This is a genomic window from Pseudomonas sp. JY-Q (assembly GCF_001655295.1).
GTDB classification, from domain to species: domain Bacteria; phylum Pseudomonadota; class Gammaproteobacteria; order Pseudomonadales; family Pseudomonadaceae; genus Aquipseudomonas; species Aquipseudomonas alloputida.
In genome coordinates this window covers 4,012,005-4,035,399 of sequence record NZ_CP011525.1, presented here as the reverse complement: position 1 = coordinate 4,035,399, position 23,395 = coordinate 4,012,005, and the positions used below count along the sequence as shown (strand labels likewise).

At 62.7% G+C, this 23,395-nt stretch carries 19 protein-coding genes and 1 pseudogene; 7 read left to right on the top strand and 13 right to left on the bottom strand.

Going from position 1 to position 23,395, the window contains the following annotated elements; translation table 11 throughout:
• The first annotated feature begins 41 nt into the window (after positions 1 to 41).
• The 3 genes from AA098_RS18375 (at position 42) to AA098_RS18365 (ending at position 2,881) form a co-directional block, all read left to right on the top strand.
• Complete coding sequence (locus tag AA098_RS18375) at positions 42 to 1,838, top strand: glycoside hydrolase family 15 protein (protein ID WP_064614867.1); 1,797 nt, start codon at positions 42 to 44, stop codon at positions 1,836 to 1,838.
• Between the two features lie 66 nt (positions 1,839 to 1,904).
• Positions 1,905 to 2,261, top strand: a complete 357-nt coding sequence (locus AA098_RS18370; RefSeq protein WP_003251273.1) for a VOC family protein — start codon at positions 1,905 to 1,907, stop codon at positions 2,259 to 2,261.
• On the top strand, positions 2,261 to 2,881 hold the full coding sequence (locus AA098_RS18365) for a TetR/AcrR family transcriptional regulator (RefSeq protein ID WP_064615244.1): 621 nt from the start codon (positions 2,261 to 2,263) through the stop codon (positions 2,879 to 2,881). The genes AA098_RS18370 and AA098_RS18365 overlap by 1 nt, the downstream gene beginning before the upstream one ends.
• Before the next feature lie 183 nt (positions 2,882 to 3,064).
• Here the strand turns inward: AA098_RS18365 and AA098_RS18360 are convergent, their stop codons facing one another.
• From AA098_RS18360 to hydA, 4 genes are all read right to left on the bottom strand, one after another.
• Positions 3,065 to 4,015, bottom strand: coding sequence for an IS110 family transposase (locus tag AA098_RS18360; protein WP_004577666.1), 951 nt, complete (start codon positions 4,013 to 4,015; stop codon positions 3,065 to 3,067).
• Between the two features lie 404 nt (positions 4,016 to 4,419).
• Positions 4,420 to 5,694 carry an NAD-dependent dihydropyrimidine dehydrogenase subunit PreA gene (gene preA, locus AA098_RS18355; RefSeq protein WP_054888871.1) on the bottom strand — a complete coding sequence of 425 codons (1,275 nt, stop codon included), beginning with the start codon at positions 5,692 to 5,694 and terminating at the stop codon, positions 4,420 to 4,422.
• Entirely contained in the window at positions 5,695 to 7,062 is a 1,368-nt protein-coding gene (locus AA098_RS18350) for an NAD(P)-dependent oxidoreductase (RefSeq protein WP_003251267.1), read from the bottom strand. It lies immediately after the preceding gene.
• A gap of 135 nt (positions 7,063 to 7,197) precedes the next feature.
• Positions 7,198 to 8,637: a dihydropyrimidinase gene (gene hydA, locus AA098_RS18345; protein ID WP_064614866.1), complete on the bottom strand. Its 1,440-nt coding sequence runs from the start codon at positions 8,635 to 8,637 to the stop codon at positions 7,198 to 7,200.
• Positions 8,638 to 8,982: 345 nt separating this feature from the next.
• On the opposite strand from hydA, the gene AA098_RS18340 reads away from it, so the two are divergent.
• Both AA098_RS18340 and AA098_RS18335 read left to right on the top strand, forming a co-directional pair.
• Positions 8,983 to 10,473 carry an NCS1 family nucleobase:cation symporter-1 gene (locus tag AA098_RS18340; RefSeq protein ID WP_064614865.1) on the top strand — a complete coding sequence of 497 codons (1,491 nt, stop codon included), beginning with the start codon at positions 8,983 to 8,985 and terminating at the stop codon, positions 10,471 to 10,473.
• Between the two features lie 49 nt (positions 10,474 to 10,522).
• Entirely contained in the window at positions 10,523 to 11,806 is a 1,284-nt protein-coding gene (locus tag AA098_RS18335; protein ID WP_054888873.1) for a Zn-dependent hydrolase, read from the top strand.
• Here AA098_RS18335 and AA098_RS18330 read toward each other — a convergent pair.
• The 3 genes from AA098_RS18330 to nhaB form a co-directional block, all read right to left on the bottom strand.
• Positions 11,803 to 12,762 carry an MBL fold metallo-hydrolase gene (locus AA098_RS18330; protein ID WP_064614864.1) on the bottom strand — a complete coding sequence of 320 codons (960 nt, stop codon included), beginning with the start codon at positions 12,760 to 12,762 and terminating at the stop codon, positions 11,803 to 11,805. The two genes, AA098_RS18335 and AA098_RS18330, sit on opposite strands and share 4 nt — an antisense overlap.
• 87 nt (positions 12,763 to 12,849) lie before the next feature.
• Positions 12,850 to 13,395 carry a lipocalin family protein gene (locus AA098_RS18325; RefSeq protein WP_003251256.1) on the bottom strand — a complete coding sequence of 182 codons (546 nt, stop codon included), beginning with the start codon at positions 13,393 to 13,395 and terminating at the stop codon, positions 12,850 to 12,852.
• Positions 13,396 to 13,541: 146 nt separating this feature from the next.
• On the bottom strand, positions 13,542 to 15,044 hold the full coding sequence (gene nhaB / locus AA098_RS18320) for a sodium/proton antiporter NhaB (RefSeq protein ID WP_003251254.1): 1,503 nt from the start codon (positions 15,042 to 15,044) through the stop codon (positions 13,542 to 13,544).
• A gap of 150 nt (positions 15,045 to 15,194) precedes the next feature.
• On the opposite strand from nhaB, the gene AA098_RS18315 reads away from it, so the two are divergent.
• Both AA098_RS18315 and nudC read left to right on the top strand, forming a co-directional pair.
• Positions 15,195 to 16,007 carry a crotonase/enoyl-CoA hydratase family protein gene (locus AA098_RS18315; protein WP_054888875.1) on the top strand — a complete coding sequence of 271 codons (813 nt, stop codon included), beginning with the start codon at positions 15,195 to 15,197 and terminating at the stop codon, positions 16,005 to 16,007.
• Positions 16,008 to 16,043: 36 nt separating this feature from the next.
• Complete coding sequence (nudC, locus tag AA098_RS18310) at positions 16,044 to 16,874, top strand: NAD(+) diphosphatase (protein ID WP_003251250.1); 831 nt, start codon at positions 16,044 to 16,046, stop codon at positions 16,872 to 16,874.
• A gap of 9 nt (positions 16,875 to 16,883) precedes the next feature.
• On the opposite strand, the pseudogene AA098_RS30240 reads toward nudC, so the two are convergent.
• The 6 genes and pseudogenes from AA098_RS30240 to AA098_RS18290 form a co-directional block, all read right to left on the bottom strand.
• Positions 16,884 to 17,033 (bottom strand): annotated as a pseudogene (locus AA098_RS30240) (hypothetical protein); the annotation flags it as partial.
• A gap of 14 nt (positions 17,034 to 17,047) precedes the next feature.
• Positions 17,048 to 17,815 carry an RHS repeat-associated core domain-containing protein gene (locus AA098_RS28630; protein ID WP_003251246.1) on the bottom strand — a complete coding sequence of 256 codons (768 nt, stop codon included), beginning with the start codon at positions 17,813 to 17,815 and terminating at the stop codon, positions 17,048 to 17,050.
• 111 nt (positions 17,816 to 17,926) lie between these two features.
• Positions 17,927 to 18,706 (bottom strand): TSUP family transporter, encoded by a 780-nt coding sequence (locus tag AA098_RS18305; protein WP_003251244.1) that lies wholly within the window; start codon positions 18,704 to 18,706, stop codon positions 17,927 to 17,929.
• 168 nt (positions 18,707 to 18,874) lie between these two features.
• The gene (locus tag AA098_RS18300; RefSeq protein ID WP_003251242.1) at positions 18,875 to 19,705 is read right to left on the bottom strand and encodes an alpha/beta fold hydrolase; all 831 of its coding nucleotides are present in this window, start codon (positions 19,703 to 19,705) and stop codon (positions 18,875 to 18,877) included.
• 173 nt (positions 19,706 to 19,878) lie between these two features.
• Positions 19,879 to 21,168: an FAD-binding oxidoreductase gene (locus AA098_RS18295; protein WP_060546242.1), complete on the bottom strand. Its 1,290-nt coding sequence runs from the start codon at positions 21,166 to 21,168 to the stop codon at positions 19,879 to 19,881.
• A gap of 145 nt (positions 21,169 to 21,313) precedes the next feature.
• On the bottom strand, positions 21,314 to 23,278 hold the full coding sequence (locus tag AA098_RS18290) for a DNA topoisomerase III (protein ID WP_004576972.1): 1,965 nt from the start codon (positions 23,276 to 23,278) through the stop codon (positions 21,314 to 21,316).
• Positions 23,279 to 23,395: the final 117 nt, after the last annotated feature.

The following is a 23,395-nucleotide window of genomic DNA, read 5'->3' as shown; positions in this document are numbered from 1 at the left end:
TGCGAAGCGGGCAGCACAGGCAACCACACAAAGGAGACTCAATGCCTGCCCACATCGAAGACTACGCCCTGCTGGGCAACTGCCGCAGTGCGGCGCTGGTCAGTCGCGATGGCGCGCTGGACTGGCTGTGCCTGCCACGCTTCGACGCCCCCGCCGTGTTCGCGGCCCTGCTGGGCAACGAAGAAAATGGCCGCTGGCGCCTGGCCCCTTGCGACCCGGTAACGCACAGCAGCCGCCAATACCTGGGCGACACCCTGGTGCTGGAAACCACCTGGGTCACCGCCAGCGGTCGTGCCCGGGTGCTCGACTTCATGCCCCTGGGCGAAGTCAATTCGGTGGTGCGCATCGTCGAAGGCTTGGCTGGCGAAACCCATTTCGAAATGGACCTGGTCATGCGCTTCGACTACGGCCGCAGCGTGCCCTGGGTGGAACGGCTTGACCCACTGACCCTCAGTGCCGTCGCCGGCCCTGACCGGTTGATCCTGTGCAGCACCGTGCCCCCGCAAGCCCGCGACCACCACACCGGCTGCCGCTTTCGTGTCAGCACGGGCCAGCGCCAGGTCTTCAGCCTGCGTCACCAGCCCTCGCACTTGCCGGTGCAGCCTGACTGCAACATCGACCATGCCCTGGCAAACACCTGTGAGCAATGGCAAGCCTTCGCCGACCGCTGCCCGCAGGTAGGGCCATATACCGCCCTGGTGCGTCGTTCGCTGCTCACCCTCAAGGCCATGACCTACGCCCCCACCGGCGGTATTGTCGCTGCCGTCACCACGTCGTTGCCTGAGCGTGTGGGTGGCGAGCGCAATTGGGACTACCGCTTCTGTTGGCTGCGCGACGCGACCATGACCCTGCTGGCCTTCATGAACCTTGGTTACTTCGACGAGGCCCAGGCTTGGCGTGAGTGGCTGCTGCGCTCGGTGGCCGGCAACCCTGAGCAGATGCAGATCATGTATGGCCTGGCTGGCGAGCGTGACCTGCAGGAGTACACCTTGCCGTGGTTGGCCGGTTATGAACATTCACAGCCGGTGCGGGTGGGCAACGCCGCCTCGGCGCAGACACAACTGGACATCTATGGCGAACTGGCCGATGCGATGACTCAGGCGATCAGGGGCGGGTTGCCCCGTCACCCGCGCAGCGCCGCCATTTCGCGCTTGATATTGCCTTATGTCGAACGCATCTGGCGCGAGCCGGACGAGGGCATCTGGGAAGTGCGTGGCGGCCGGCAGCAGTTCGTGCACTCCAAGGTGATGGCCTGGGTCGCCTTCGACCGCGCCGCAGGGCTGGCCGACACCACAGAAGAAGGCCGCGAGCGCGGGCAGCATTATCGCCAGGTGGCGGACGAAATTCACCGCGACGTGTGCGAGCACGGCCTGGACCCCAGCGGCCGGTTCTTCGTCCAGGCCTATGGTTCGACCGAAATGGACGCCAGCCTGTTGCAGATCGCCCTGACCGGCTTCCTGCCGGCGGATGACCCACGCTTCATGCGCACCCTGGAACAGATCGAACAGCGTCTGATGAAGAACGGCCTGCTGCTGCGCTATGACAGTGACAGCTGCAGCGACGGCCTGACGCCGGGAGAGGGCACCTTCCTGGTGTGTTCGTTCTGGCTGGCTGACGTTTATGTATTGCTGGGGCGCCAGGCCAAAGCCGAAGCGCTGTACCAACACCTGACCGGCCTGTGCAACGACCTCGGCCTGCTGGCCGAACAGTACGACCCGGCCGGCCAGCGCATGCTCGGCAACTTCCCCCAGGCCTTCAGCCAGATAGGCATCATCAACACTGCGCTGAATCTGCACCGCGCACAGTGCCCGGCACGCGACCGGGCGCGTTGTGGGTAGCGAATGAGTAGGGCGACTGCCTTGACCGGAGTAGACTAGGCCAAACCCTTTCGGCACGGAGCATACATGGGCATTCGCGGTACTGACCGGCAGATCGACAATATCGAGTTCAATGTCAGCGACATCTCACGGAGCAAGGCCTTCTATGGCAGTGTGTTTGGCTGGGCGTTCACCGACTACGGGCCAACTTACACCGAGTTCAGCGATGGCCGGTTGACGGGTGGCTTCACCACGGGTGAGCCGGTGCGCCCGGGCGGGCCGCTGGTCATCCTGTACGCTGACGACCTGGAGGCCACGCAGCAGCGGATCGAAGCTGCCGGGGCGAAAATCAGCCGGGCGACCTTTGCCTTCCCCGGCGGGCGGCGCTTTCATTTCATCGACCCGGACGGTTATGAGCTGGCGGTGTGGACGGCCCAAGCCTGATGGCCAATCACAAGATCGAAATCCGCCGACGCAATATCGAAAAAATCCTGCAAGCGGCGGAAAAGGTGTTTGCCGAGAAGGGCTACGGCGCCACCTCCATGGGGGATATCGCCGAACAGGCGGCGTTGCCACGCTCCAACCTGCATTATTACTTCAGCACCAAGGACGAGCTGTTCCGCGCGGTGCTGCAGGACCTGCTGGATGTGTGGAAGCAGGACGCCCTGTGCTTCGAGAACTTCGACGACCCGCGTGTGGTGCTGACCAGCTACATCCGGGCAAAGATGGGCCATTCGCGCTCGCGGCCGCTGGGCTCGAAAATCTGGGCCGAAGAGATGCTGCACGGGGCGCCGGTACTGGGGGTGAACCTCGACGAAAGCCTGGTGCCCTGGGCGAAGATGAAAGAAGCCAAGATCCGCTGCTGGGTGGAAGAGGGGCGTATTCTGCCGGTAGAGCCTTCGGCGTTGCTGTACATGATCTGGGCGTCTACCCAGCACTATGCTGACTTTGGTTACCAGGTGCAGTTGCTCAACGGCGGCGAGGCGCTGTCTGACATGGCCTTCGAGAATGCGGTGCAGACGGTGACCAGCGTGATCTTGCGGGGAATAGGGCTGGCGCCGTGAACCGGCATTCCAGGTGGACGTGGTCTTTTTGTGGGAGCAACTGTCTTGCTCAATTTCTAAAAGCTGGCGCCTTCCCTGTGGGAGCGGGCTTGCCCGCGAACACGGGCGAAGCCCGTGCCATCCACCACGGTGTTGGCTTCGCGGGCAAGCCCGCTTCCACGCGGCTCACGCTGCGTTCTGGATTTACGTTGTACTTTCAGGCTGCGGTAGCACTAGATCGAGCCATGATGTACCCGTTCTGAGCATGGCATTTAACCGCACGATGAACGTTCTCATGCAGGCCACGATAGCGACTTTGGGAAGTTTTCCGCGCTCCCGCAGTGACTGATAACGAGCCTTGAGTGCTGGGTTGTATCTCATCGCCACAAGGCATGCCATGTACAGCGATCGCCTGACCGCAAATCGTCCGCCAGAGATAGAGCGCTTGCCCATGAATTTCCCACTGTCGTGGTTGAAGGGCGCCACTCCGACCAGGGAGGCAATTTCTCTGGATTCAACCCGACCCAGCTCCGGCAGCAGCGCTACTAGCTTGCCCGCTGTCACCATCCCAATGCCTTTCACTTTAATCAGTTGGGTAACCCGTTCGTCGTTCAGCATCGCGGTTTGCTGTTCGATCTCACGCTCAACCAGTTTGATCTGCGCTTTGAAGTGTTTCAGGTTGGCATTCAGGTAGTTAGCAACTGCAGTCGATTGCACCTGCTTCAGGCGCCGCAGGTCGTCATCTCGCTGTTGAACCAACCGATCACGTTGCTGAAGCAACTCTCGCAGAAGCGCTCGTTCGGGGCTGATTCGCAGGGAGGGTTGATCTGGAATGACTTCGGCATAGTGCGCCAGAACCTCGGCGTCGATGGCGTCAGTCTTGGCCTTGATGCCTAAAGAGTCAGCGAATGACCTGGCTCGCCTGGGATTAACGCGTATGACCTTGTAGCCAGCGTCCTGTAGAAAACGCATGACATCTCGCTCGTAGCCACCCGTTGCCTCTAACAGGACGCGCTTGATACTGAGCTTGCGAAGGCTCTCCAGTAGCGCCTCAAAGCCTGTGGGATCATTGCTTAAATGCATTTTGATGCCCTGTGGCCGCACCGCAGCATCAAGGGAGAGACTGGAAACATCGATACCCAAGAAGGAAGCCATCACCAAAACCTCCTAAACTCAACACAGTGAGAGGACTTTGGCTTGGCCCACGCTTGTGATTCGAGATCAGAGCCGCATCCAACTGTTCGGGCTCTCGCCAAAGTGGAACGGTGAATGGCAGCTTATGCTCCCACACGTGCTCAAGGCACCTACGGCATTCAGCTTGCCATTCACCGCTCTCACTCCAGATTCTAATCCCCCATCAAGACACAAGCGGCCTTGTGTCGCGATTGGGCCGCGAAGCGGCCCCTCGATGTCTGTATCGCGGCAAAGACTGCTGGGGCCGCTGTGCGGCCCAATCGCGACACAAGGCCGCTCCCACAGGGATCGCGCCAGCTTTTAGAAATTGAGCAAGACAGTTGCTCCCACAGGGGGCGCGTCAGCTGTTCAGGCGGTGACCCGCTTCAACTGGCCTCACGGTAGGGGTTACGCGGATCCTGCGTCCAGTTCAGGTACGGCTTGCCGGTGTCCTGTGCCTCCATTTCGATGCAGTTTTCCACCGGGCAGGTGATCTGGCACAGGTTGCAGCCTACGCACTCCTCTTCGATCACACTGTAGGCATGCGTGCCGTCAGCCTTCAGCGTGCTGGCAATCGCCTGGTGCGAGGTATCCTCGCACGCAATGTGGCAGCGCCCGCAGCCAATGCACGCCTCCTGGTCAATGTGCGCGACCGACTTGTAGTTGATGTCCAGGTATTTCCAGTCGGTGGTATGCCCCACCGCTTGCCCGCGGAACGCTTCGATAGTGGGGTGCCCATGCTGGTCCATCCAGCGTGCCAGGCCGTCCTGCATGTCCTCGACGATACGGAAGCCATGCAGCATCGCCGCCGTGCACACCTGCACGGCGCCACTGCCCAGGGCCATGAACTCGGCGGCGTCACGCCAGTTGCCGATGCCGCCAATGCCACAAATCGGCAAGCCCCGCGTTTCCGGGTCGCGGGCGATTTCCGCCACCATGTTCAAGGCGATCGGCTTCACTGCCGAACCGCAGTAACCGCCATGGGTACTCTGGTCCCCGACAATCGGGTGGGCCACCATGCGGTCCAGGTCGACGCTGGTGATGGAGTTGATGGTGTTGATCAACGACACCGCATCGGCCCCGCCCCGGTGCGCGGCGCGGGCCGACTGGCGGATATCGGTGATGTTCGGCGTAAGCTTCACGATCACCGGCAGCGAGCAGTAGGTCTTGCACCAGCGGGTGACCATTTCCACATATTCCGGCACCTGGCCGACGGCCGCCCCCATGCCGCGTTCCGGCATACCGTGCGGGCAACCGAAGTTCAGCTCGATGCCATCGGCACCGGTGGCTTCCACCAGCGGCAGGATGAACTTCCACGACTCCTCTATGCACGGCACCATCAGCGAGACGATCAATGCGCGGTCGGGCCAGTCCTTCTTCACCTGGGTAATTTCACGCAGGTTGATGTCCAGTGAGCGGTCGGTGATCAACTCGATATTGTTGATCCCCTGTACCTGACGGTTGGGGCCATAGTGCGCCGAGTAGCGCGACGACACGTTGACCGCCGCAGGGTCTTCGCCCAGGGTCTTCCAGACCACGCCGCCCCAGCCGGCCTCGAAGGCGCGGACCACGTTGTAGGCCTTGTCGGTTGGCGGTGCTGAGGCCAGCCAGAAGGGGTTGGGTGCCTTGATGCCGGCAAATACGATAGACAAGTCGGCCATTTACGCTGCCTCCACGTTGAGCATGAGTTGGGCATGGATGGCTTCGGCGGCCAGCTTGCCGTGTTGCACGGCCTGCACGGTAAGGTCCTGCCCCAGCGCGGTGCAGTCGCCGCCTGCGTACACGCCCGGCAGGCTGGTCTGCAGGTTTTCGTCCACGCGGATGCGCTCACCCTCTCGGGCCAGTTGCGCAGCCACCGGGTCGCCGAGGCTGGCATCGTCAAAGCGTTGGCCAATGGCCTTGAAAATGGCGTCCGCGGCCAGCTCGAAGGTTTCGCCGGTATCGCGCAGGCGGCCTTCCGCCAGCTCGGTGCGGGCAAAACGCATGCCGCGGACCTTGCCGGTGTCATCCAGCAGCACGGCATCAGGGCGGGCCCAAGTGTGCAGGCGCACCTGGTTGGCCTTGGCAATGTCCTGCTCGTGGCCGGTAGCGCCCATGTCGGCGTGGCCACGGCGGTACACCAGGTTGACGTCGCGGGCCCCCAGACGGCTCATCTGCACAGCCATGTCGATGGCCGTGTTGCCAGCACCGATCACCAGGCAGCGGTCGGCCAACGGTAGCTGGCTCAGGTCATCGGCCTGGCGTAGCTCACGGATGTATTCGGTGGCGGCGACCACACCGGGTGCTTCCTCGTCGGGCAGGCCCAGCTGGCGCACGGCATTCAGGCCGAGGCCCAGGAACACCGCGTCGTACTGATCGCGCAGTTCGCCCAGGCTGAGGTTGCCACCCAGGCGCTGGCCATGGCGGACTTCGATACCGCCAATGCCCAACAAGAAATCCACTTCACGCTGGGCATAGTCGTCTACCAGCTTGTAGCGGGCGATGCCGTACTCGTTGAGGCCGCCGGCTTTGTCGCAGGCCTCGAACACCACCACGTCATGGCCGTGCATGGCCAGGCGGTGGGCGCAGGACAGCCCTGCCGGGCCGGCGCCGACCACGGCGATTCGCTTGCCGGTGGCTGCCGAGCGCTTGAACGGGTGTGCGCTGAACTGGGCGTTGTCCAGGGCGTAACGCTGCAACTGGCCGATCAGCACCGGCGCGCATTCCTGGGCATTGTTGCGCACGCAGGCTTGCTGGCAGAGGATTTCGGTGGGGCACACGCGGGCGCAGCTACCGCCCAGAATGTTGGCCGAAAGAATGCGCTCGGCGGCGCCTTGCAGGTTTTCGTCACTGATGCGGTGTATGAACGAGGGGATGTCAATTTCGCTGGGGCAAGCGTTGACGCAGGGGGCGTCGTAGCAGTACAGGCAGCGTGCACTTTCCAGGGCGGCCTGACGCGCGGTGAGGGGGGGGGCCAGGTCGCTGAAGCGCTCGGCCAACTGGTCGGCGCCGGCCCGGGGGCGCGGCAAATGGTTCAGGGCGTTGGTCACGGTTGTAGCCTCTCTATTTTTTTTGGTGCAGGCGACAGGTATTGCGGTCGATTCTGGGGCCGCTCCCACAGGCGATCGCGGTCCTTGTGGGAGCGGCCTTGCGTCGCGATGGGCTGCACAGCAGCCCCAATGGCTTCAGCGCTGAACAGGCATCGGCCGCTGATGCTCGGCCCGGCGCCCCAGCACCTCATACACCGACGGGTACGCCGGCCGTTCCACATACCGCCCCGCGCCCGGCTCGGCGCGCAGGTCGCCATCGGCCCAGAGCACCTTGCCCTGGCTGATGGTGTGGCTTGGGATGCCGCGCACGGTGCGGCCTTCGAAGATGTTGAAGTCCACCTGTTGGTGGTGGGTTTTGGCGGAGATGGTGCGGGTGCCCTGCGGGTCCCACAGCACCAGGTCGGCATCGGCACCCTCGCGGATAGCGCCCTTGCGCGGGAACAGGTTGAAGATTTTCGCCGTGTTGGTAGAGGTCAGCGCGACGAATTCGTGCATCGACAAGCGCCCGCTGTTGACCCCGGCATCCCACAGTACTGCCATGCGGTCTTCGATGCCGGCAGTGCCGTTGGGGATGCGGCTGAAGTCGTCGCGGCCCATGGCTTTCTGCTCGGCGCAGAAGCAGCAGTGGTCGGTGGCGGTGGTGTGCAGGTTGCCTGACTGCAAGCCGCGCCACAGCGCCTCCTGGTGCTCGCGTGGGCGGAACGGCGGGCTCATCACATAACCGGCGGCGGTGGCCCAGTCCGGGTCACGGTAGACACTGTCGTCCAGCAGCAGGTGCCCGGGCAGCACCTCGCCATACACCGGCTGGCCCTTGCCCCGGGCATAGGCGATTTCATCCAGTGCCTCGCGGCTGGAAATGTGCACCAGGTACAACGGCGTGCCGAGGGTTTCGGCAATGCGAATGGCGCGGCTGGCCGCTTCACCTTCAACCTGCGAGGGGCGCGACAGCGGGTGGGCTTCCGGCCCGGTCATGCCCTGGGCGAGCAGTTTTTTCTGCAGGTGGTACACCAGCTCGCCGTTTTCGGCATGCACGGTGGGCACCGCGCCCAGTTGCAGGCAACGCTCGAAGCTGGCCACCAGGGTATCGTCGGCGGCCATGATTGCATTTTTGTAGGCCATGAAATGCTTGAAGCTGTTCACCCCGTGCTTGGCCACCAGCTCGCCCATCTCTTCGGCCACCTGCTCGCTCCACCAGGTGATGGCGACGTGGAAACCATAGTCGCTGGCGCTTTTCTGCGCCCAGCCACGCCAGGTGTGGAAGGCCTCCAGCAACGACTGCTGCGGGTTGGGAATGACGAAGTCGATGATCGAGGTGGTGCCGCCAGCCAGGCCCGCAGCGGTGCCGCTGAAGAAGTCCTCACTGGCCACCGTGCCCATGAACGGCAACTGCATGTGGGTGTGAGGGTCGATGCCGCCGGGCATCAGGTACTGGCCGCTGCCGTCGAGGATCTCGCAGTCGGTGGGCGGTTCGAGGTTTTGCCCGATGGCACGGATCAGGCCATCGGCACACAGGACATCGGCGGGATAACGCTCTTCGTGGGTAACCACGGTGGCGCCACGGATCAACAGGGACATGCCGTTTTCCTCGCAGGCTGACCGGTCTTGGCCGGTTCTTTGCATTGTCATGGATGCCAGGGCGGGCAGGGCGGTCAATCCTGTCAGGCCTGACAAGATTCGAGGCTAGATGCTGATTCTGGATTCAGCAAGAAAATTTTCCCATTAAATCTGTGGTTTTTAAGTTACTGATATTTAAAGGAAAAAATTAACGCGCGAATGGGCGACGGGGTTTTCAGGGTATTTGACTAACTTGACAAGATGAAAATCTGGTCGAGATTTCTAAGCACAATTCCGCGTGCGAACTCCGGTCATCGAATCAGCCTGATGAGCGAAAAAATAGAAGAAAAAACTGGAGAAGGGCCTATGCAACAGAGCAGATCGGAAGTGGTCGAGCAAGATGGCCTGTTCGAGCTGTCCGAGGGCAGCGATGTTCTCGACAGCCCGCGCTACAACCCCGACATAGCACCGACCAAAGTGCACCAGCGCACCTGGAACAAATGGCACATCACCGCCCTGTGGGTGGGGATGTCCATCTGCGTACCCACCTACACCCTCGGCGGTGTCCTTACCGCCTACTTCGGCCTCAGTGTTGGCGAAGCGCTGCTGGCGATCCTGCTGGCCAACGTTATCGTGCTGATACCGCTTACCCTCAATGCCTTTCCCGGTACCAAGTACGGCATCCCGTTTCCGGTGCTGCTGCGTTCGTCGTTCGGCATTCTTGGCTCCAACGTACCGTGCCTGATCCGCGCAGTGGTTGCCTGTGGGTGGTTCGTTATTCAGACCATGTTCGGCGGGCTGGCCATTCACCTGTTCCTGGGTTCGGTGTTCGACGGCTGGAAGGCGCTGGGCGGGACAGGCGAGGTGATTGGCTTCATGATCTTCTGGTGCCTGAACCTGTGGGTGGTGCTGCGCGGCGCCGAGTCGATCAAGTGGCTGGAAACGCTGTCGGCACCGCTGCTGGTGGCAGTGGGCGTCGGTCTGCTGTTCTGGGCCTTGCCGCACATGTCGATGACCGAACTGTTGGCACAGCCGCCCAAGCGCCCAGAAGGGGCGAGCGTGGTCAGTTACTTCTGCGCCGGGCTTACGGCCATGGTCGGCTTCTGGGCCACACTGTCGCTGAACATTCCCGACTTCAGCCGCTACGCCCGCAGCCAGAAGGATCAGATTATCGGGCAGATCTTCGGCCTGCCGCTGACCATGTTCCTGTTTGCTGCGCTGGGTGTGGTGCTGACCGCCGCTTCGGCGTCGCTGGTGGGCGAGACGGTGTCCGACCCGGTCAGCCTGATCGGCAAGATTCAAAGCCCGTTCTGGGTGGCCCTGGCCATGGCGCTGATCGTGATTGCCACGCTGTCGACCAACACCGCGGCGAACATCGTGTCGCCCACCAATGACTTCCAGAACATTGCCCCACGCCTGATCGGCCGAAGCCGCGCGGTATGGCTGACCGGCTTTATCGGCCTGGCGCTGATGGGGCATGAACTGCTGAAGAAACTGGGCCTGATTGTCTCCGACCTTAGCCTGGAGAGCGTGTATTCCAACTGGCTGCTGGGCTATTCCAGCTTGTTGGGGCCCATTGCCGGCATCATGGTGGTGGACTACTTCCTGATCCGTCGGCAGAAGCTGGACCTGGCCGGGCTATACCGCGACGACGTGTATCCCGCGTGGAACTGGGCCGGTTTTGCCGCCTTCGCCTTGCCAGTAGGGCTGACGGTAATGGCGATTGGCAACAGCAGTTTCAGCTGGTTCTACGACTATGGCTGGTTCACCGGCTCGTTGCTGGGCGGTGCACTGTACGCCGCGCTTGGCGGTTTGGCGGCACGCAACCCGGTGCGGTTGGCCAAACCCTTGCCTTGAGGCCTCGAAGAGGCCCGTACAAACAATAAGAAGCCTGAAGGAGAAGCCCGTGACCCCCGTCAAAGAGATCCTGAAGACCAACGCCCGTCACGTCGACAGCACCCGCCTGTGGCAGTCGCTGATGGACCTGGCCCGGCTCGGCGCCACTGCCAAGGGCGGTGTCTGCCGCCTGGCCTTGACCGACCTCGACCGCCAGGCCCGCGATCTGTTCGTGCAGTGGTGCGAGGCGGCCGGTTGCTCGGTCAGCATCGACGCTGTCGGCAACATATTCGCTCGCCGTCCGGGCCGTGACCCCAAACTGCCGCCGGTGATGACCGGTAGCCATATCGACACCCAGCCCACCGGCGGCAAGTTCGATGGCTGCTTCGGGGTGATGGCCGGGCTGGAGGTGATCCGTACCCTCAACGACCTGGGCGTGGAAACCGACGCGCCGCTCGAAGTGGTGGTGTGGACCAACGAAGAAGGTTCGCGTTTTGCGCCGTGCATGATGGGTTCAGGGGTGTTCGCCGGCAAGTTCACCCTGGAAGACACCCTGGCCAAGCGCGATGCCCAGGGTGTCAGCGTTGGCGAAGCGTTGAACACCATTGGCTACGCCGGTCCGCGTGCCGTGTCGGGGCACCCGGTGGGGGCGTATTTCGAAGCGCATATCGAGCAGGGTCCTATCCTTGAGGACCAGGCCAAGACCATCGGCGTGGTCCTCGGCGCGCTGGGCCAGAAGTGGTTCGACCTGACCCTGCGCGGTGTTGAAGCCCATGCCGGCCCTACGCCGATGCACCTGCGCAAGGACGCCCTGGTGGGGGCAGCCGCTGTGGTAGAGGCGGTCAACCGCACGGCGCTTGCCCACCAGCCCCACGCTTGTGGCACGGTGGGTTGCCTTCAGGCGTACCCGGGCTCGCGTAACGTGATCCCGGGCGAAGTGCGCATGACCCTCGACTTCCGCCACCTGGAGGGCGAGCAGTTGAATGCGATGATTGCCGATGTGCGCGGGGTGATCGAGGCGACCTGTGCCAAGCATGGCCTGAGCCATGAGCTGGTGCCCACGGCAGACTTCCCGGCACTTTACTTCGACAAAGGCTGTGTCGACGCCGTGCGCGAGTCGGCCAAGGCGCTGGGCCTGCCGCACATGGACATCGTCAGTGGCGCGGGGCATGACGCGATCTTCCTGGCCGAGCTGGGGCCGGCGGGGATGATTTTCGTGCCGTGCGAAAACGGCATCAGCCATAACGAGATCGAGAACGCCACGCCCGATGACCTGGCGGCGGGCTGCGCAGTGTTGTTGCGGGCGATGCTGGCGGCGTCGGAGGCAATTGCCAGCGGGCGGCTGGCGGCCTAGGCACTGGCCTCAAGACGGCCGTTACGGCCAAGGTGATAGCGCTGCAGGTCCTGCGCCAGGGTCAACTGCCCGCTGTAATGGGCGAGGGCCTCGTCGCGCACGGTGTCGATGTGCGGGCTGCGCCGTGGGTCGTTCTGGTAGCGGGCGCTGAAATGCGTCAGTACCAGGTTGCGCACGCCAGCGGCCTCGGCAAAGCGTGCCACCTCAGCGGCGGTGCTGTGGCCGAACGTGCCCCCGGTGCGTTCGACCACCGCCTGGGTGAAGGTGGCTTCGTGCACCAGTACATCCGCACCCCTGGCGACGGCTGCCAGCAGCGCTGGTTTGTCGTTGTCCCCGCACACGATCACCCGCTGGGGCGGACGCGAAGGGCGCAGGTAGTCGTTGCCGTTCAGCAGTTGCCCATTGAACGTCACGGTCAACCCCTTGGCCAGCTCGCCCCACAGCGGACCACGCGGTATGCCCTCGGCGTCCAGGCGCTGGATGTCCAGGCGTGGCTCAGGGTTGATTTCGGTGAATACGAAACCCACGCTGGGCACCCGGTGCGACAGTTGCACGGTGGTCACCTGCAGGGTCTCGCTGCGCCATGCGATCAGCTCTTCCACGGGCAACAGGCGTAGCTCGAACGGCAGGAAGGTGTCGCTGGCAATCAGGCCCTGGCGTACCCAATCGTGCAGTACGGCGGGCAGTATCACTTCCAGCGGCTGGGTGCGCCCGCTCATGCCCGCGCTGGCCAGCAGGCCGGGCAGGCCGAAGCAATGGTCACCATGCACGTGGGTGATGAAGATCGCGCGCAGGTCGCGGATCGAAAGCGGGGTGTGCAGCAGGCGGTGCTGGGTGCCTTCGCCGCAATCGACCAGATACCAGTGGCTGCCACTGGCTTCGATCACGGCTGTGGCGCTGACATTGCGTGCCTTGGTGGGCACCCCGGCGGAGGTGCCGAGGAACAGCAGGTCCATGCTCAGGCTCCTGTTTCAGGCCAGAAGCGGCCAAGGTGATACGGGGCGCACACCTTAGCCGGATTGCCACCCGCCGTCGACGGCCCGCTAGTTATCCTGTCGCCAGATGAGCTTGCTGGTGTCATACCCTTGCTCTCGGGCGATTGTCAGCAGTTGCTCGCGCTGCTGGTCGGTGACCGCTGGCGTGCGCGAAAGCAGCCACAGGTACTCGCGGTTGGGGTGGCCGACCAGAGCCACGCGGTAGTCCTTGTCGTGGTACAGCACCCAGTACTCGCCCTTGGTCAGGCCCGGTGCCAGGCGGCTGAACCAGTTGTCGAAGCGCACCCACAGCTTGTCGGTGCTGCCCGGTTGCTGAGCCTCGGCGATGCCCTTGGCTTCATTCCACTGGCCGTCCTTTTCCTGGCAGCGGTTGGTTACATCGATACGGCCGTCCTCGCGCAAGCCATAGCGCGCTTCGGACTTCACGCAGTTACGCTGGAAGAACATCGGCAGTCGCGCCAGTTCATACCAAGTGCCCTGGTAGCGTTGCAAGTCGACCTGCTGGGTGCGCGGCGGTGCCGGGTGATCGTTGCCGGCGCAGCCGAGCAGGGCCAGGGTCATGCAGGAAAGCAGCAGTGTAGTGCGCAGCGCCATGGGTGACCTCCTTGGAGCGGATGGGGCGTACCTGTGTTTCGACGCCTGTGCGGGGAAAAAGTTGTAGGCGATATTGCCTGCGGGTAAACCCGTGCAGGAGCGGGTTTACCCGCGAAAGGGCCCGCACAGGTCCGCATAGGCCTGCCTCACAGCCAGTACGTCACCGCCCACCATCCCAACCCGCCCATCACCACGGTATAGGGCAGCGCCATCCACACCATCCGTCCATACGACAGCCGGATCAGCGGCGCAATGGCCGAGGTCAGCAGGAACAGGAACGCCGCCTGCCCGTTCGGCGTCGCCACGCTTGGCAGGTTGGTGCCGGTGTTGATCGCCACCGCCAGTGTTTCGAAATGCTCGCGGCTCATGCTGCCGTTGAGAAATGCCTGCTTCACTTCGGTGATGTAGATGGTGGCAACGAACACATTGTCGCTGATCGCCGACAGCAAACCGTTGGCCAGATACAGCATGCCCGGTTGCTGTTCGGCCGGCAGCGTCAGCACCCAGCTGATCAATGGGCTGAACAATTGTTGCTGATGAATCACCGCGACCACGGCAAAGAACACCACCAACAGCGAAGTGAATGGCATGGCGTCCTGGAAGGCACGGCCCAGGCGGTGCTCGTCGGTGATGCCGGTGAAGGCCGTGATCAGTACGATCACCATCAGGCCGATCAGGCCGACCTCGGCCACATGCAGCCCCAGGCAGATGATCAGGATCAAGGCAGCAAGCCCTTGTACCCACAGCGCGATGCGCTGGGCCTGGGTACGTGCGGCATCGTCCTCGGCGGCATAGGCAGCCAGTACCTGGCGCACTGTCTCAGGCATCAGCGTGCCGTAGCCGAACAGGCGCAGCTTCTCCAGCAACACGCAGGTCAGCAGGCCGGCACCCAGCACCGGTATCGACACGGGCGCCACCTTGAGGAAGAAGTCAGCGAAGTGCCAGCCCATCTCGTGGCCGATCAGCAGGTTCTGCGGCTCGCCCACCAGCGTGCACACGCCACCCAAGGCGGTACCCACTGCGCCGTGCATCAGCAAGCTGCGCAGGAACGCGCGGAACTGGTTCAGGTCGTCACGGTGTAACTGCGCCACTTGCTGGTCGCTGTCCAGTGCGCTGTCTTCACGCGGGTTGGCGCCGGACGCCACGCGATGGTAGACCGCATAAAAGCCGACCGCGGCGCTGATGATCACGGCCGTCACGGTCAGCGCATCGAGAAACGCCGAAAGGAATGCCGACAGTACGCAGAACAGTAGCGACAGCATGGCTTTCGAGCGCACACCCAGCAGAATGCGCGAGAACAGGAACAGCAGCAGTTCCTTCATGAAATGGATACCGGCGACCATGAACATCAGCAGCAGGATTACCGGGAAGTTGTGCTGCAGTTCTTCGTACAGTGCCTGCGGCGTGGTCATCTGCAACAGCAGGGCTTCGATCAGCAACAATCCCCCGGGCATCAGCGGGTAGCACTTCAGCGCCATGCCCAGGGTGAAGATGAACTCGATTACCAGCGCCCACCCGGCTGCAGCCGGGCCAATGGTTGCCAGCAGAAGCGGATTGAGCACCAGGAACAGGCAGATGACCGCTTTGTACCAAAGCGGCGACTGGCCCAGGAAACCGTGAGCGAGGGCGCCGGTCAGGGAGCGCGACATGAATATGTATCCTTATGATTCAGCGATGGCGCACGGTGCCGGATCATTGCGCCTTAGGCAAGGCATACAGTCCCGTTTTTGGCACAAGTACGGTCATCGGCATGAGTTAACATCCGGGCCATGAACCTTTCACCCTCAGGAGTGCCGCCCGTGACCGAGTACAGTGCATTCAAGGTCGAACTGACCGACAGCGTCGCCCATGTTCAGATCAATCGCCCAGAGAAGGTCAACGCGATGAATGCGGCCTTCTGGGAGGAAATCGTCGACATCTTCCAGTGGATCGATGACACCGATGCCGTGCGCGCGGTGGTGATCAGCGGCGCTGGCAAGCACTTTTCCGCCGGTATCGACCTGATGATGCTGGCCTCGCTGGCTGGGCAGATGGGCAAGGACGTGGGCCGCAATGCACGCTTCCTGCGCAAGACCATCCAGCGGCTGCAGGCCTCGTTCACCGCAGTGGACACGTGCCGCAAACCCGTACTGGCGGCCGTGCAAGGCTACTGCATCGGCGGCGCCATCGACCTCATCTCGGCGTGCGACATGCGCTACTGCAGCAGTGACGCGCAGTTCTCGATCAAGGAAATCGACATGGGTATGGCGGCCGATGTTGGCACATTGCAACGTTTGCCACGCATCATTGGCGACGGCATCATGCGGGAGCTGGCGTTTACCGGGCGCAATGTCGAGGCCGACGAGGCGCTGCGCATCGGCCTGGTCAACCGAGTCTATGATGATCAGGCCGCACTGATGGACGGCGTCTTTGCCATCGCCCGCGAGATTGCCGCAAAATCGCCGATCGCTGTGGCCGGCACCAAGGAAATGCTCAGCTACATGCGTGACCATCGCATCGACGATGGCCTGGACTACATTGCCACCTGGAACGCCGCAATGCTGCAGTCCGAAGACCTGCGCGTGGCTGTGGCGGCGCACATGAGCAAACAGAAACCGACGTTCGCCGACTGATCGGGCCGGGGGACGCGCAGTAAAGGAACCCCCGACATGTCAGCACGCTGGACTACTGCAGTACTCGACCCACAGATGACCGGGGGGCTGGCCGTGGCCCGCAGCCCTGAAGGGTTTCTGGTGGACGCCAACGGCGCGCTGTTCCCCCGCGACTGGCTCAAGCGCCAGGACCTCGACGTGCTGTGCGAGCACGGCATCGGCCACTTTGACGGCCAGCCGGTGTTCCTGCTGGAACTGCGCAGCGCCACTGATGTGCCTGGCTGCAGCTGGCGCGGCCTGCGTGCGTTCATGCTCGAAGGCGACTTCGACACCTACAAGGTGCTGGGCTATGCCGCACAAATCGGTACCTGGGCGCGCGAGCATCGCTTCTGCGGCAGTTGCGGCCAGGCGATGACGCAAATTCGCTGGGAGCGGGCGATGTACTGCCAGCCCTGCGACCTGCGCAGCTATCCGCGCATTTCACCCAGCATGATCGTGCTGGTGACCCGCGGTGATGAAATCCTGCTGGCGCGTTCGCCACGCTTCGTTACCGGGGTGTACAGCACCTTGGCAGGTTTTGCCGAGCCGGGTGAATCGGCCGAAGACTGCCTGGTGCGCGAAGTGCGCGAAGAAGTGGCGGTGGAGGTGCGGAACATCCAGTACGTCGGCAGCCAGTGCTGGCCGTTCCCGCATTCGATGATGCTGGGTTTCCATGCCGAGTATGCGGGGGGCGAGATTGTCATGCAGCCGGACGAGATCGAGGACGCCAAGTGGTTCAGCGTCCACGACCTGCCGCCGCTGCCGGCCGGGCGGTCCATCGCCCGGTACCTGATCGACCTGTATGTTGCGCGGCGCCTGGGCCTTGATATCCCTGCTTTCCCGTCCTAGCTGCAGTGAGAAGTGTTCTCCGACCCTCACCGACAGGCCCTTGCACAGGCCGACGATGTAGTCCACCTGCCCGGAAATGATGAACACCGTCAGCGCCGAAATGTTGCTGACAAAGTTCATGCTACGCGCCACGTCGTTGGCGCGTACCAGGTCGATAGGTATTCAGGAAATCGTTATTCTGATAACTGGTATATGCGCGGGAAATTTGCTGTCGCTTGGGGGGAACCCCCTGCGGCACCTCTGATATTAATTGTTGGCCAAAAAGGGTTGGGGAGACCTAAGCTATCTGGGCTAGTTTCGGAATACGGCGGTGGTGGAAGACCTTGATTTTGTGAAAGAGCAGCAGCTAATTCGTGCGGGGTCAATCCAGACTGTAGTTCTGAAAGCCTGCTGCCAGTGGCTTCGATCTTAGCGGTGACATACTGTAATCGCTTTACCAGCTTTGGGAGGAGGTTATGCGATCGAAGTTGTGCTGCTTCTGGTATGTCGCGCTCAAGCTGAGCCTTTTCTGCCAGTCGTTTTGGTAGCTTTTTCGCCATTTTAACATCCCAGCCAGTTGCCTTGCTGCTGAAACGCCACCCCGAGTACTTTTGCAGTTCTGGATGGTCGTGAGCGGCTATTATCTCTGTCATCGTATAAGCAGGTTCGGGGCGACTGAACAGTTTCTTGATCCAATTCTGGCCTGAATGATCTAGCCTGTTTATTGGGTCGGCAGAGCAATAGGCGTAGGCGTTTATGCCTCCTTTGCTAAAAGGGCTTAGGCTGTCGGGAGAGAGGAACCTCATCAAATTCGGGTTATAAGTACGCTTGCCGTTTCCCAGTAGGTAGCAGCCTGTCCATAGGTCGCGAGGTGCTCCCGTGAAACCCAGTACGTAAATATTCCCTGGCTTAGCTGAGGCTCCATAGCAGGTATATTGGAAGGAAATAACCTTGCTTTGCATTTAGATATTTCCGTTGATGAGAGGCGTCATATATTTACAATTCCTTGCGCCCCCCCTCAACTGGCATAAATGATAGTACGGCTGATGGGCCTCATGATCGGGTACAAAGGTTCAGGCCTGCCCGAACCAGTGTTGCCACGCTAGGCGCACGGTCAACGCCAGCACCACGGTGATGAACACTGGGCGGATGAACTTGCTGCCGCCGCTGATCGCCGTGCGTGCGCCGAAAAAGGCGCCGACCATGACCGACAGGCCCATGCACAGGCCGACGATGTAGTCCACCTGCCCGGAAATGATGAACACCGTCAGCGCCGCGATGTTGCTGACGAAGTTCATGCTGCGCGCCACGCCGCTGGCGCGTACCAGGTCGATGGGGTACAGCAGCAGGGTACTGACCGTCCAGAACGCCCCGGTACCCGGGCCGGCTACGCCGTCGTAGAAGCCCAGGGTGAAGCCTTGCGGCACTTGCCACTTTTTCTTGATCGGTGCATCGGCATCCAGCGGCGCCTTGGGCGTGCCGCCGAACAACAGGTAGATGCCACAGGCGAAGACGATCACTGGCAGCATCTTGTTCAGCCATTCGGCTGGCATGTAATGGGCGATGACGGCGCCGAGCAACGCCCCGGTCAAGGTGGCGAACAACGCCGGGCGCCACTGCGCCGGGTGGAACAGTTTGCGTTTGTAGTAAGTGAAACCTGCAGTGGCCGAGCCGAAGGTGGAACTGAGCTTGTTGGTGCCCAGTACCAGGTGCGGTGGCATGCCGGCAGTGAGCAGGGCCGGGGTGGTGAGCAGGCCCCCGCCACCGGCGATGGCGTCGATGAAACCGGCGACGAAAGCGACCAGCGCCAGGATGAGTAGGGTTAGGGGTTCTACGGTGAGTTCGAAGGGCATGGGTTTTTGGCAGGCGGGGAGGCAAGGAGGCGGCAAAGTGCTGCACTAGAAGGGACACATGGTAATCCTGGGGAAGGTGTGTTGCCAGTGCCGGCCCTTTCGCGGGCAAGCCCGCGTAATCCCGTAGGAGCGGGTTTACCCGCGAAAGGGCCGGTACTGGCGAAAACATCAACTACGGATAAACGCCAGCAAATCCGCATTGATCACATCGGCATGGGTGGTGGGCATGCCATGCGGGTAGCCTTTGTAGGTTTTCAGCGTGCCATTGGGCAGCAGCCTGGCCGACAGTACCCCGGAATTTTCGTATGGCACGATCTGGTCATCGTCGCCGTGCATCACCAGCACCGGCTGCTGGATGCCCTTCAGGTCCTCGGTGAAATCGGTCTGGGAAAACGCCACGATGCCATCGTAATGGGCCTTTGCACTGCCGATCATGCCTTGGCGCCACCAGTTGCCGATGATGCCTTCGCTGGCTTCGACCCCTGGGCGGTTGTAGCCGTAGAACGGCCCTGTTGGCACATCCCGGTAGAACTGCGCCCGGTTGCTGGCAACCTGGGCCTGGAAACCGTCGAATACCGACTTGGGCAGGCCACCGGGGTTGCCGGGGGTTTGTACCATCAAGGGGGGGACGGCCGCGATCAGCACGGCCTTGGCCACCTTGTCTTCAGGGTGCCGGGCCATGTAGCGCACCACTTCGCCGCCGCCGGTCGAGTGGCCGACATGCACGGCGCCCTGGGTGCCCAGGTGGGCGACCACGGCGGCTACGTCGTCGGCATAGTGGTCCATGTCGTGGCCGTCCCATACCTGGCTGGAGCGGCCATGGCCCCGCCGGTCGTGGGCGACCACGCGGTAACCCTGGGCGAGGAAGAACAGCATCTGCGCGTCCCAGTCATCGGCACTGAGCGGCCAGCCGTGGTGGAAGTGGATCACCGGTGCATCGCGCGGGCCCCAGTCCTTGTAGAAAATCTGTACGCCGTCCTTCGTGGTTACATAGCTCATGGTCGTGTCTCCTGGGTGCAGGAAGCGAAGGGAGCTATTGAGAATAGGAGGGTTTTTGGCGGGTATCAGGAAGTTGTGGTGCCTGTGCGGGCCTCTTCGCGGGTGAAAGGGACCTCACAGTGTAGGAGCGGGTTCACCCGCGAAGAGGCCCGCACAGGCAATACTGATGCCCTTCAGACGCGGTCGCGCATGCGGTACCAGGCCTTTGCCGCCGCTTCCAATGGCGCAGCCAGCAGGTCGCCACCGGGGAAGCGGCCGTTGTCGATGCCTTGGTACAGCGCCAACAGGTCTTCATCGCCGAGAATGGCATCACTCACCGCCCGCGCCGCCGCCAGGGTCGGCAGTACACCATGACCGGAGAAGCCCTGCAGCCAGTAGCGCTGGCCCTCGCGGCCGACGTCCGGGGTGCGTTGCATGCTGCAATCAATATGGCCACCCCAGGCATAGTCGATGGCTACCCCGGCCAGTTGCGGGAATACCCGCTCCAGGTACGGGCGGGTAGCGCTGGCGACGTCCTTGGGAATGCCGCCCAGGTATGTGCAGCCGCCACCGAACAGCAGGCGGTGGTCTGGGGTGAGGCGGAAGTAGTCGGGTACGAACTGGTTGTCGATCACGCAACTGTTGCGAGGTAGTAACGAATGGGCCAAGTCGGCATCCAGAGGCGCAGTGGCGACCTGGTAGGAACCGACTGGCAACAGGCGACGCGACAGGCTGCGGTCAAGGCGGTCGATGTAGGCGTTGCAGGCCAGCACCAATACCTGGCAGCGAACTTCGCCACGGTCGGTACGGGCGACATAGCCGTCGCGAGCCTGCTGGTAGCTGAGCACCTGGCTCTGTTCGTAGATTTGCCCGCCGGCAGCCTCGATGGTACTGGCCAGGCCCTGTGCCAGTTTCAGCGGGTTGAGGTGGGCACCTTTGGCGTCGTACAGCGCGGCCTGGTAGCGCGGGCTGTCGATCCATTGCGGCAACTCGTCACGGCCGATCAGGCGCAGGGCGTCGTAACCCCATTTATGCTCGGCATCATGCAGGGCCTCTTCGAGCATTTTTACCCGGCGCGGCAATACCGCAGTCCACAGGCTGCCCGGCCGGTAGTCGATGTCGAAGCCGTGGCGCTGGGGCAGTTCGCGCATCTCGTCGGCGGCCCAGCACATGCTGGCCCATAGCCGTTGGGTGCGTTCGATGCCAAGGGCCTGCTCCAGCGGCGGCATGTCGCACGACCAGCCCAGCAGCGCCTGGCCACCGTTGCGTCCGGAGGCCGCCCAGGCAACCCGGCTGGCTTCCAGCAGCGTTACGCGTTTGCCGGCCTGGGTCAGGCGCAGGGCAGTGTGCAGGCCGCTGAAACCGGCGCCGATGATCAGCACATCGGTGTCCTGAGTGCCTTGCAGGGTAGGGCGTAATGGGATGTTGGCGGGGTAGGTCTGGGCGTAGTAACTGGCGACGTGCTGGGCGGATTGTTTGAACATGCGGGATTTCCGTGAAAATTATTATGTTTATTTTCATGAAAAGTTAGCAGTTAAATTTCACGTTGCCAATGTGTTGGTCGGGGTTTGTGGTTTGCCTGTGGTTAATGTGTTGCCTGGGCTGGCCTCTTCGCGGGTGAACCCGCTCCTACAGGGGGGCTCGCTTTTTCCGCGCCTGACGTGGCTTGCTCGGAGTTGCCTTGTTTCCGGCCGCTTTGCTTTTGCCACCTCCACCGCGACGTTTCTTCTTCCAGGGCGGGGCCGCCCCGGCCGCTGGCCCGCTGATGGTCATGCGCATGCCGCTGCAACGCTCTACCAGCTTGCCCATCCACGCCGACTGCCGGGCGACGAACTCGTCCAGGGTCATCTCGCCGCTTTGCACCATGTCCAGCGCCTGCTCCCAGATCGCCGTGGTGCCGGGGTCGGCAATCGCGCGGGGAACGGCGTCGATCAGGCTGAAGGCCGCAGGTGTGGCCGACAGCGCCTTGCCGTTCTTTACCAGGTAACCGCGGTCGAGCAGACCCTGGATAATGCTGGCGCGGGTGGCCTCGGTGCCGATGCCGGTGGTTTCCTTGAGTTTCTGCTTCAGCCGAGGGTCATCCACCAGCTTGGCCACGTTTTTCATCGCCTTGATCAGGTCGCCTTCGGTAAACGGTTTGGGTGGCTGGGTCCACAGGTCTTTCAGTTGCAGGCTGTGTACGTTGCAGTCCTGGCCTTCGCGAAGCGCCGGCAGCACCTGGGCCGGTGGTGCCTCGCGGCCTTTGGCCGGGGTGAGCGCCTCGGGCAAGGCGCGGCGCCAGCCCGGCTCGACGATCTGCTTGCCCACAGCACGCAGCGCATGACCGGCGCAGTCGAAGTCGGCCTGGGTGCGGTCGTACTCATGGTTGGGCAGGAACTGCGCCAGATAGCGGGCGCGGATCAGGGTATACACGGCCTTGTGCTTGGCCGGCAGGCGCGAGGGGTCGCTGGCGGCGGCGGTGGGGATGATGCCATGGTGAGCGCTGACTTTGGCGTCGTTCCACGCCCGCGAGCGGCGTTGCGGCTCCAGGTAGGGCTGCAGCGGTGCCAGGCTGGCATCGGCCCGTTGCAGGGCGGCGAGGATGGCGGGTGCCTCGGCGTGCTGGCTTTGTGGCAAATAGCCGCAATCACTGCGCGGGTAGGTGATCAACTTGTGTGTTTCGTACAGTGCCTGGGCAATGTCGAGGGTTTCCTGGGCGCCGAGGCCGAACTTTTTCGAGCACAGCTCCTGCAGGGTGCCAAGGTCGAAGGGCAGCGGTGCTGCTTCGCGCACACGCTCGGTCGCTACCTTTACCGCTCGGGCAGTGCCGGCATGGCCGATGTCGGTGGCGGCCCGCTGTGCCAGGTCTTGCTTCAGGCAGCGGCCTTGGTCATCACAGGCGTCTTCGGGGGCACGCCATTGGGCATTGAAGCGTTGGCCGGCGTGTTCCAGCTGGACGTCGATGGCCCAGAACGGCACCGGTACGAAGTTGGCGATGCTGCGGTCGCGGTCGACCACCAGGCGCAAGGTCGGCGTTTGCACGCGGCCTACTGGCAGCACACCCTGGTAGCCGGATTGGCGGCCCAGCAAGGTGAACAGCCGGCTCATGTTCATGCCGATCAGCCAGTCGGCGCGCGAGCGGCCCAGCGCCGAGTGGTACAGGTTGAACGTCTCGTGGCCTGGCAGCAGGCGCGCCAGGGCCTTGCGGATGGAGGCGTCATCCAGCGCCGACAGCCACAGGCGCTGCACCGGGCCTCGGTAGCGGCAGTGCTCGACCAGCTCGCGGGCAATCATTTCGCCTTCGCGGTCGGCGTCGGTGGCAATCACCAGCTCCCGCGCTTCACCGAGCAGGCGTTTGACTGCCTTGAACTGGCTGGCGGTCTTGGGCTTTACCAGCATCTTCCACTTGTCTGGAATGATCGGCAGGTCGGCCAGGTTCCAGCGCTTGTAACGTTCGTCGTAGCTGTCGGGCGGGGCGGTTTCCAGCAGGTGGCCAATGCACCAGGTGACGCAGATATCGGTGCCTTGCCAGCAGCCGTCGCCTTTGCGGTTGGCGCCGAGCACTTTGGCAATGTCTTTTGCCTGGGAGGGTTTTTCACAGAGGAACAGGCGCATGGCCGGGACGCTTCATCGGGGTGGTGGGCCATAGGATGCGCAAGCGGGGGCGCAGAGGCAAGTTTTATCTGGATGGATGTACAGGTTTTTTGTCAGCGGGGATGTATATGGCCTGTG